We start from the raw sequence: 9,121 nt of genomic DNA on the forward strand, positions 1-9,121 counted from the left end.
ACAGGAAGGTTAAGCTCCACAGTGCTGATGGTACTGCAGGGGAGGCTCTGTGGGAGAGTAAGTCGTCGCCAGGTAAGTTAATATGGCCAGATAGCTCAGTCGGTAGAGCAGAGGACTGAAAATCCTCGTGTCCCTGGTTCGATTCCTGGTCTGGCCACCAAAAGTTTCAGATAAAATCTGAAACTTTTTTTATTATATGCTAAAATGATAATTATGTATTATTTCAGTCAGATAAGGATATTTGTATATTTTCTAATGATTTGTTACAATAGGTAGTATATAAAGCTGAATGTAGTGTTCCAATAAAAAATAATGACTGAAGGTGACATAATGAATAAAATATTAAAGATAGGTAAAAAAGATTTTGAAATAGGAAAGAGAACTTATATAATGGGTATACTTAATGTTACACCAGATTCTTTTTCAGATGGAGGAAAATTCAACAGTGTAGAATTAGCTGTAGAACGTGCTAAACAAATGGAAGCAGAAGGCGCTGACATAATAGATATAGGTGGGGAATCTACAAGGCCAGGCCATAAGCCTATAACTCAGCAGGAGGAGTTGGAAAGAATTATTCCTGTAATAGGAACATTAGCAAAACATATAGATATACCTATTTCAGTGGATACATATAAATCAAAAGTTGCAGAAGAAGCATTAAATGTAGGTGCATCTTTTATAAATGATATATGGGGCTTAAAAAGAGATCCTCGTATGGCATCTGTGGCGTCCCATTATAAAGTTCCCTGTTGTATAATGCATAATAGGGATAATACAAATTATAATAATTTAATAGAGGACATATTAGATGATTTTAAAAAAAGCATAAATATGGCTTTAGAAGCAGGAGTAGATGATGAAAAAATAATACTGGATCCGGGTATAGGATTTGGAAAAAACTATGAACAAAATCTAAGTATTATGCGGAATTTAGAGAGATTTTCTGAACTGGGATATCCTGTACTTTTGGGAACCTCAAGAAAATCAATGATAGGAAATACATTAAACCTTAAAGTACATGAACGATTAGAAGGTACTATAGCTACTACAGTAATAGGAATAATGAAAAAATGTGATTTCGTAAGAGTTCATGATGTTATAGAAAATAAAAGAGCTGCTATAATGTCAGATGCTGTAGTCAGATAATATTCCAATCTTCTTCAAAGTGGATTATAATAAATTAGCTGTTTTTTAAAGTAGACAATTTGATGTGTTTTAAGGAGGTAAATATTGAGTGTGTTTTTCATACTCAATATATTTATATTATGGATGAAAATAAAATTAAAGAAGCTATAAAAATGATTATAGAAGCTATAGGAGAAAATCCTGAGAGGGAAGGACTTCAGGAAACTCCTGATAGGATTGCTAGAATGTACACGGAAATATTTTCAGGGTTAAATCAAGAACCAGAAGAACATTTAAAAAAAGTATTTACTGTAAATAGTGACGATATTGTATTAGAAAAGGACATTCAATTTTATTCTATGTGTGAACATCATTTTATGCCCTTTTATGGAAAGGCACATGTGGCATATATACCTAATAATAAAGTTGTGGGATTGAGCAAACTGGCAAGAACTGTTGAAGTCTTTGCAAGAAGACTTCAGCTTCAAGAAAGAATGACTGCTCAAATTGCAGATTCAATAATGCATTATTTGGAAGTAAAAGGAGTTATGGTTGTTATAGAGGCAGAGCATATGTGTATGACTATGAGGGGAATAAAAAAACCAGGAAGTAAAACTGTTACAGTTGTTACTAGAGGAATATTCAAAAGTGAAACTAAATTTAGAAGTGAAGTTTATGAAATGATAAAAATGAAATAGAAGGTAGGTAAATTTTTGAATAGAGTAAACACTATCCTAAATAATCAAAAATTTTGTAAATACCTGCACAGAATTTCTCAAATGGAAAAACATCGAGAATTTTGTAAACATGATATGTGTCATTTGTTAGATGTAGCTAGGATTGCTTATATAATGGTATTGGAAAATAATATTGACATAAAAAAGGAAACTATATATGCAGCTGCTTTATTGCATGACATAGGAAAGTGGATGCAATACGACAATGGAATATCCCATGAGTTAGCTAGTGCCAAATTGGCTGAAGATATTTTAATGGAATGTGGTTTTATGAAAGAGGAAATACAGCAAATTCTAAATATAATACTAAGTCACAGAAAAAAAGATCCTAATAATTTGATAAACAATATATTTTATTCAAGTGATAAAATATCTAGGAATTGTTTTGATTGTAAAGCTATTTCCAAATGTAATTGGTCAGAAAAAAAGAAAAATCATAGTATTAAATATTAATGAGACTTAGTTAGAGGATGGTGGCATATGGATATTATCTATATTAAAGATTTGGAAGTATATGCGTATCATGGAGTAAATCAAGCCGAAAAGGATTTAGGCCAGAGATTTCTAATATCTTTAAAAATATTTGTAGACTTAAGTGAAGCAGCAGATAAAGATGACTTGAATAAAACTGTGAACTATAGCGAACTATGCTTTGAAATAGAAGAGGAATTTACAAGGAAAAGATATAATCTTATTGAAAGATCGGCTCAGGCATTGGCAGATTTTATATTGAAAAAATATGAGATAGTGGAACGGGTAGTGGTTAAAGTAAAAAAACCTTGGGCACCTATAGGCAAACCTTTAGAGTGGGTGGCAGTAGAAATAGATAGATGTTGGCATAGAGCTTATATCGCTGTTGGTTCCAATATGGGAGATAGAGAGCAAAATATAAAGAATGCAATATGTGAAATAGATTGTTCCTCTCATAATAAGGTTACGAAAATATCCAAATTATATGAAACTAAACCTGTAGGATATATAGAACAGGCAGATTTTTTAAATGGAGCTGTAGAAATAAAAACTTTAATGGAACCTAAAAAATTAATGAGGTTTTTGCTAGAAGTAGAAAAAGCATTAAAACGTGAAAGAACTGTAAAATGGGGACCAAGAACCATAGATTTAGATATAATTTTATATGATAACATAGTAACATGTGAAGAAGAAATTATTATACCCCATCCTAGAATGCAGGAAAGATTATTCGTATTAAAACCTCTATCTGATATTGCACCTTATATTATTCATCCAATTTTAAATGCTAGAATTATGGATTTAACAAGGGAATTAGAAAAAATGGAAAAGTTATAAAAAGTTTAGGACTTTTGAACTATATAGGTTTTCGAAAGTTCTAAACTTTTTTATGTAAGTGCCTACTTTTTCAAAATGTAATTGAGAGCAGGATCTTTCTTGTTTAAATAGTCTTCTATTGATACTTCAATTATTTTATCTGGTGTAAAAGTACTGCTATTATCTGTGGAAGTTTTATTAAATTGTGTGGAGTATTGTATTTGTATTCGTGAATTAGGAAGGATAAAACTTTTCACAGAACCATAATGATTTGGTTTACCGCTTGTCTCTTCACCTATAAAAGTTGCATTAGTTTCTTTTTTTAATGTAACAGCATTAATTATAGCTGATGAAAAGGTATTCCTTCCTACTATAACAAAAAGATGATCTTTATTGTTTAGTTTTTTGTCTTTTATCCAATCTATAATAGGATTTATATATTTATCGCTGCCACCTGAATTATCTCTTATGTCAATTACAAATTTGTCAATGGCATGGGTATCCATGAATTTAATCATTTCAGTTGTAAAATCTTCTATTGTTTTAGAATTATCATCTTCTTCACATTTATTGTATTTAAAATATAAGGTTTTTTCATTGTATATGTATTTGTACCAATAATTTAAATTGTTTTGCTGCATATACAGAGGATATGAAGTATCAAATTCACCTTTTATAATAAATTTTCCTGTGGAATTTTTACTGTTTATGGCATTTATATTTAAATCGAAAATCTGTTCTTCATTGTTTTCAAAAGTAAAAACAGCACTTTTTATATTGGATACAATATTTAGGCCGTGAAGAATTTCAGCATTCATAAGGTATTTAGGCATATTTTTTTTTACCACAGCTTCGTTATCATTGACGATTAATGGCAAAATAGTTTCTTGGATTTTTTGTACATTCATTCCATTTATTTTTACAAGTTTTGAGTAAAGGGCTTTCTTATATTCAGGTATAGTATTTACAACATATATCCCTTCTTTAAAGTAATAAAATTGTATTGGGTATATGGTTAAAGCTTCTTTGTAGAGCGATGTATGGGTGTCTCCTATACTAGCTACTATTCTATGAATACCTACTAGAATTTGGTCATCGTTTAGTTTGTCTACAGAGTTTTTTAAAGTATTTACTTCAGTATTAAATTGCTCTTCATTAATTTTAAGAAATAGATCCACATGTTTTTTAGGAAGAGCTTTTTGCATATAACTTAAGTCTTTTTGCCATTTTGCATTTCTATCACCACCTAGATATTCAGATTGACAACCAGTAAAAAGTGTGTTAAGAGAAATTAATAGAAAACAAAAATTAATTTTTATAAATTTATTCATTATTAAACTCCTTTTTAGTTAGCACAAATTTCAATTTATCTCATCCTTACAGAATTGGTACATAGCAGTAGATAGAAATAAAATAAAACATAAAATACTACAAATTATAATATAGTTTAATTTGATATACTTTAAGTTATAAAAATATGCAGATGAAAGATAAGGTGATGTTAATGGAATGTATTTTAAATTTCCTAGGTCATTATGCATTAAGAGACTGCTTAGGATAAAGGATAATATCCCATATGAAGAAGGTACTATAAGATTTCTGCTTATATTTCCGACCAATACAGGAATAGGCATTAGTAGAATTTGAAAAAATAAAGAGCAAGTATTGGCTTTTATATCTTTCATTACCAAACTTCCTTGTGGAAAAATGCCATTTAGAAAATAATAGCTTAGAGGAATAGATATAGTTTCAATGGCATATGTAAAAAAAATAATTATATACAGGGTTATTAATTTTGACATAAAAATCCTTAACCTGCTTATGGGATAAGTGTACAATATATTGGCAGTCATATCTGTAAATTCTCTTGAAAAAATGTAAGCTGCTATTGTTGAAAATACAACTGCATATAACATTAAAAAATTTATCTGTTCTATATTATAAGCAAATTTTTCAAAAGACATATCATGTTCAGTTATTAATCTTGCCAGAAACATAAATATTGTCATAAGTGTTCCGCAAATAAAAACTATAGGTATAATATAAGTTTTTTTTAGTTTTAAAAGTTCTGAATATATTATATTTGACATTTAAATTCCCCCATTGAACTCAATTTATATCTACGTGTTTATAGTGATAGACACATATAAACATTGACATTCCAAAAATTAAAACAGCATTTATAGTAACTATTACAAAGTCTATAGGATCTCCGATGTGAAAATAATATATAGGAAGTGCAGGAAGTATCAAAGGAGACATCTGCATATATATACCCATTAACAGGAGAAACGTAGAAGATGCAGCTGCCAGTATGCCGTATACTACAGGGAAAATAATATTTTTAGTTATATTTCCAATCAGTATGGGAATAGGAATCAATAAGAATTGCATTAACATGGAATATACGTTGGCTTTTATGTCAGTTGTAATAAAATTTTTAGAGGGAAACTCACCCCAAGATATATAAAGAGTTATATATGTAGCAACAAATTCAAGAAAATATACAAACACAATTAATATATATATTGTGTATAACTTGCCTATAAATATTTTTGTTCTGCTAATGGGATAGGTATATAATGTGTTAATGGTCTTATCCGTAAATTCTCTCGAAAAAATATAGCTTGCTATTAATGCAAAAAAAACTATGTATAAAAGCTCAAAACAAATCAGTTCTATATTTATCCTATAAGTTTTGATAAGATTAGCTCTCAATGTATCTGAAATACTACTGTAATCGTCTGAAAGTGATATAATACATTGAAAAACAGGAATCAAAATTGAAGTAATCAGGGTCAAGATAATTACATAGGATTTTTTTAATTTTAAAAATTCCGAATATATTATATTAAGCATTTAATCTCCCCCTGTAAGTTTTAGAAAATAATCTTCTAGGCTATCTATTTTTAAGCATAGCTCATTTACAAATATATCATTTGAAACAAGAACTTTATTTATATTTGAAGCCTCCTGAAGTTTTTCATAAACCCTTAAATTATTTTTTTCCCATATGACATAATCTTTTATATTGAGTTTTTCCTCTAAAATAAAACAAGCTCTTTTATCATTATCTACTTTGATACTTATATAATGTCTGTTTCTTTTTTGAAGCTCATCATAGGGTATTTCTTCTAAAAGTATACCTTTATGAATTATTCCAATTTTTGTAGCCATTTGTTGGATTTCGCTTAATATATGACTGGATATTAAAAATGTAATATTTTGTTTGTGGGCTAAATCTATAACTAGTTCTCTTATTTCTTTTATTCCTAGAGGATCAAGACCATTTGTGGGTTCATCTAATATTAAAAATTCAGGATGATGTAAGAGGGCTCTGGCAATTCCAAGTCTTTGCTTCATGCCAAGTGAAAATTCTTTTACTTTTCTATTTTCCACATCTTCTATACCTACTATTTTTAAAGAATGTTTTATGGAGCTTTTTTCCTGAATGCCCATCATGCGTCTATGTATTTCTAAATTTTCCTTTGCCGTGAGATTTGGGTAAAATCCGGGATATTCTATTATAGATCCTATTCTTTGAAGAAGGTTTTTATTTTTACTTGATGTTTTTTGTGAAAATAATTCTATTTGTCCACAGGTTGATTTTATAAGTCCCATTATCATTCTTATGGTAGTAGTCTTGCCTGCACCATTTTCACCAAGAAAACCATATATATCACCTGTTTCTATAGTCATATTTAAGCTATGAACTGCATAAAAATTTTTAAATTTTTTAGTTAAATCATAAGTTTTCAGAATACTAGCCATTTACTTACCTCCATATTATTTCTGGTTCATCTATCTAATCATTTTATATAAAAAGGATTATGTTTATAATACAACATAATCCTTACATGCTATTTACACAGTTCTTACAATTTTCTTACATCTTTGGGAAGTGTAAATTTAAATTCTGTTTTTTTAAAAGGGACACTGGATACGGAAATTGTACCATCTAGAGATTCCAGCAATTTTTTAACTATACTGAGGCCAAGACCACTACTTCTTGAATTTGATTTTCTAGATTTTTCAATGGTGTATAATCTATCAAATATATAATTTATTTCGTCTTTAGGTATTCCTAAACCATTATCCCATATTGATATAAAAACTGTATTTTGGGTATAGGATAGGTTAATGCATATTTTTGTACTGTTTTTTCCATGTTTTAAGGCATTACTTATAAGATTATTTAAAATTCTATTTAAAGCCTTTTCGTCTGCATTAACATATACATCATCTTTTGGAAAATTTAATTTAGGTTCTATACCTGCCCTTTTAAATTCATTAAAAAAGAAAACAAGCTGTTGCCGTATAATTTCACATATATTAATTGATTTTATTTCCAGTTTAAAGTCTTTTGAATCCATCTTTGAAATTTGAAAAAACTCCTCCAACATATCATAGAGACAATTTCCCTTAGTATAAGCTATTTTTATATAACGTTTTCTTTCATCTGGACTTAAATCATAATCATTCAATATAAGTTCCATGTATCCAAGAATTGAAGTAAGTGGAGTCCTCAGATCATGCGATATATTTGATATTATTTTTTTTCTGGATTCTTCACTTATAATATTTTTTTTTTCGATAGCTTGAAGCTTCTCTATAAGGTTATTTATTTTTATAGTTAACTTACTAAAACATTTTATATGGGTTTGAAGTCTTATTCTTTGATTTAAGTTTCCATTAAATATATCATCAATATATTTACATATATGATTTATATTTTTATAAAAACATGCCAATAATATTGAAAGAAAAATTATTATAAATATAAGAATGTAAATAAATATGAGCATATTATTCACCAAACTTATATCCTATTCCCCAAACAGTGGATATGTATTTGGGGCTATTTGGATTGTCTTCAATTTTATTTCGTAATCTTTTTATATGTACCATGACAGTGTTGTCATCATGTATATACTTGTCCTTCCATACATTATTGAATATTTGGGCTTTTGTAAATACTCTGTCTGGATTTTCAAGAAAAAGCCTTAAAAGTTGAAATTCTTTTGGGGTTAAATCCAATTCTGTATTTTTTTTAAATACTTTGTAATTTAAAGTGTTCAATTTAAGCTCTGCATACTGCAAAACTAAATTTTTAGGATGATTTTTATTATAGCTTATATATCTTCTAAGTTGAGATTTAATTCTTGCAGTTAGTTCTTTAATAGAGAAAGGTTTTACAATGTAGTCGTCTGCACCCATACTAAGGCCTACAATTCTGTCTGTTTCTTCATCTTTGGCAGATAAGATTATAATGGGCACTGTGCTGGTCTCCCGTATTTTTCTCAGAACTTCTATACCGTCAATGTATGGCAGCATTAAATCAAGAATAACTAATTGAAAAGTATTATCATATTCATTTATTGCCTCTTTTCCATTAAAAACTTGTATTGTATTATAATTTTCTTTCTTTAAAGTATCACAAATCAAGTTGTTTATTTCTTCGTCGTCCTCTACAATCAATATTTTAGACACATTCATTTGTGTAAACCTCATTCCTTGTAATTAATTCTTTAGTATAGATTATAACATATTATATTTTTAATATTATTATTTGGATTCCATGAATAAGCTACAGGAAAAAGGGGGAGGATATAAATAAACTTATCCAGGAGTATCTGTAGTAGAAACTTCTTGGAATATTTAATAAGAACAAGATATGAGGATTTATGTCAGTGTTATTGTGTTTTACTGAAAAACTTACTAAAATGCATGGTGATATAATAACACCTGTTGTGTTGAAATTAGTCTAAAAAAGTTAAATTAACAAAATTTGTTAATATAAAAAAATTGATAAAAAATGTTGACAAAGATAATTTCAGATGATATACTATAAAAGCTGCTTAAGTAAACAGCAGTTCACAAATAACAAAATTAATGTAATGATCCTTGAAAATTAAACAGAATAAAGAATATAGGTAAACTTATTTATAAGAATAAACCAGCAATTCTTTTGA

At 28.4% G+C, this 9,121-nt stretch carries 10 protein-coding genes and 1 tRNA gene; 5 read left to right on the top strand and 6 right to left on the bottom strand.

The window, feature by feature from the left end; genetic code table 11:
- Positions 1 to 84 precede the first annotated feature (84 nt).
- The 5 genes from ACJDU8_RS24330 to folK all read left to right on the top strand — a co-directional run bounded on the left by ACJDU8_RS24330 (position 85) and on the right by folK (position 3,170).
- Positions 85 to 160, top strand: a tRNA-Phe gene (locus tag ACJDU8_RS24330).
- 170 nt (positions 161 to 330) lie between these two features.
- On the top strand, positions 331 to 1,146 hold the full coding sequence (gene folP / locus ACJDU8_RS24335) for a dihydropteroate synthase (protein ID WP_406794771.1): 816 nt from the start codon (positions 331 to 333) through the stop codon (positions 1,144 to 1,146).
- 119 nt (positions 1,147 to 1,265) lie between these two features.
- On the top strand, positions 1,266 to 1,823 hold the full coding sequence (folE, locus tag ACJDU8_RS24340; RefSeq protein WP_406794780.1) for a GTP cyclohydrolase I FolE: 558 nt from the start codon (positions 1,266 to 1,268) through the stop codon (positions 1,821 to 1,823).
- Between the two features lie 15 nt (positions 1,824 to 1,838).
- A complete protein-coding gene (locus ACJDU8_RS24345) occupies positions 1,839 to 2,315 on the top strand; it encodes an HD domain-containing protein (protein ID WP_406794772.1) in 477 nt (158 codons plus the stop codon).
- A 27-nt stretch (positions 2,316 to 2,342) separates the two neighbouring features.
- Positions 2,343 to 3,170, top strand: a complete 828-nt coding sequence (folK, locus tag ACJDU8_RS24350) for a 2-amino-4-hydroxy-6-hydroxymethyldihydropteridine diphosphokinase (RefSeq protein ID WP_406794773.1) — start codon at positions 2,343 to 2,345, stop codon at positions 3,168 to 3,170.
- Positions 3,171 to 3,232: 62 nt separating this feature from the next.
- On the opposite strand, the gene ACJDU8_RS24355 is transcribed toward folK, so the two are convergent.
- From ACJDU8_RS24355 to ACJDU8_RS24380, 6 genes are all read right to left on the bottom strand, one after another.
- Entirely contained in the window at positions 3,233 to 4,480 is a 1,248-nt protein-coding gene (locus ACJDU8_RS24355; RefSeq protein ID WP_406794774.1) for a S41 family peptidase, read from the bottom strand.
- Positions 4,481 to 4,510: 30 nt separating this feature from the next.
- Positions 4,511 to 5,239, bottom strand: coding sequence for an ABC transporter permease (locus tag ACJDU8_RS24360; protein WP_406794775.1), 729 nt, complete (start codon positions 5,237 to 5,239; stop codon positions 4,511 to 4,513).
- Between the two features lie 19 nt (positions 5,240 to 5,258).
- Complete coding sequence (locus ACJDU8_RS24365) at positions 5,259 to 6,008, bottom strand: ABC transporter permease (RefSeq protein WP_406794776.1); 750 nt, start codon at positions 6,006 to 6,008, stop codon at positions 5,259 to 5,261.
- Entirely contained in the window at positions 6,009 to 6,920 is a 912-nt protein-coding gene (locus ACJDU8_RS24370) for an ABC transporter ATP-binding protein (RefSeq protein ID WP_406794777.1), read from the bottom strand.
- Positions 6,921 to 7,024: 104 nt separating this feature from the next.
- The gene (locus ACJDU8_RS24375) at positions 7,025 to 7,954 is read right to left on the bottom strand and encodes a sensor histidine kinase (RefSeq protein WP_406794778.1); all 930 of its coding nucleotides are present in this window, start codon (positions 7,952 to 7,954) and stop codon (positions 7,025 to 7,027) included.
- A 1-nt stretch (position 7,955) separates the two neighbouring features.
- Positions 7,956 to 8,645, bottom strand: a complete 690-nt coding sequence (locus ACJDU8_RS24380) for a response regulator transcription factor (RefSeq protein WP_406794779.1) — start codon at positions 8,643 to 8,645, stop codon at positions 7,956 to 7,958.
- Positions 8,646 to 9,121: the final 476 nt, after the last annotated feature.

Source organism: Candidatus Clostridium eludens, assembly GCF_045310515.1.
Taxonomy (GTDB): Bacteria; Bacillota; Clostridia; order Clostridiales; family Clostridiaceae; genus Clostridium_B; species Clostridium_B eludens.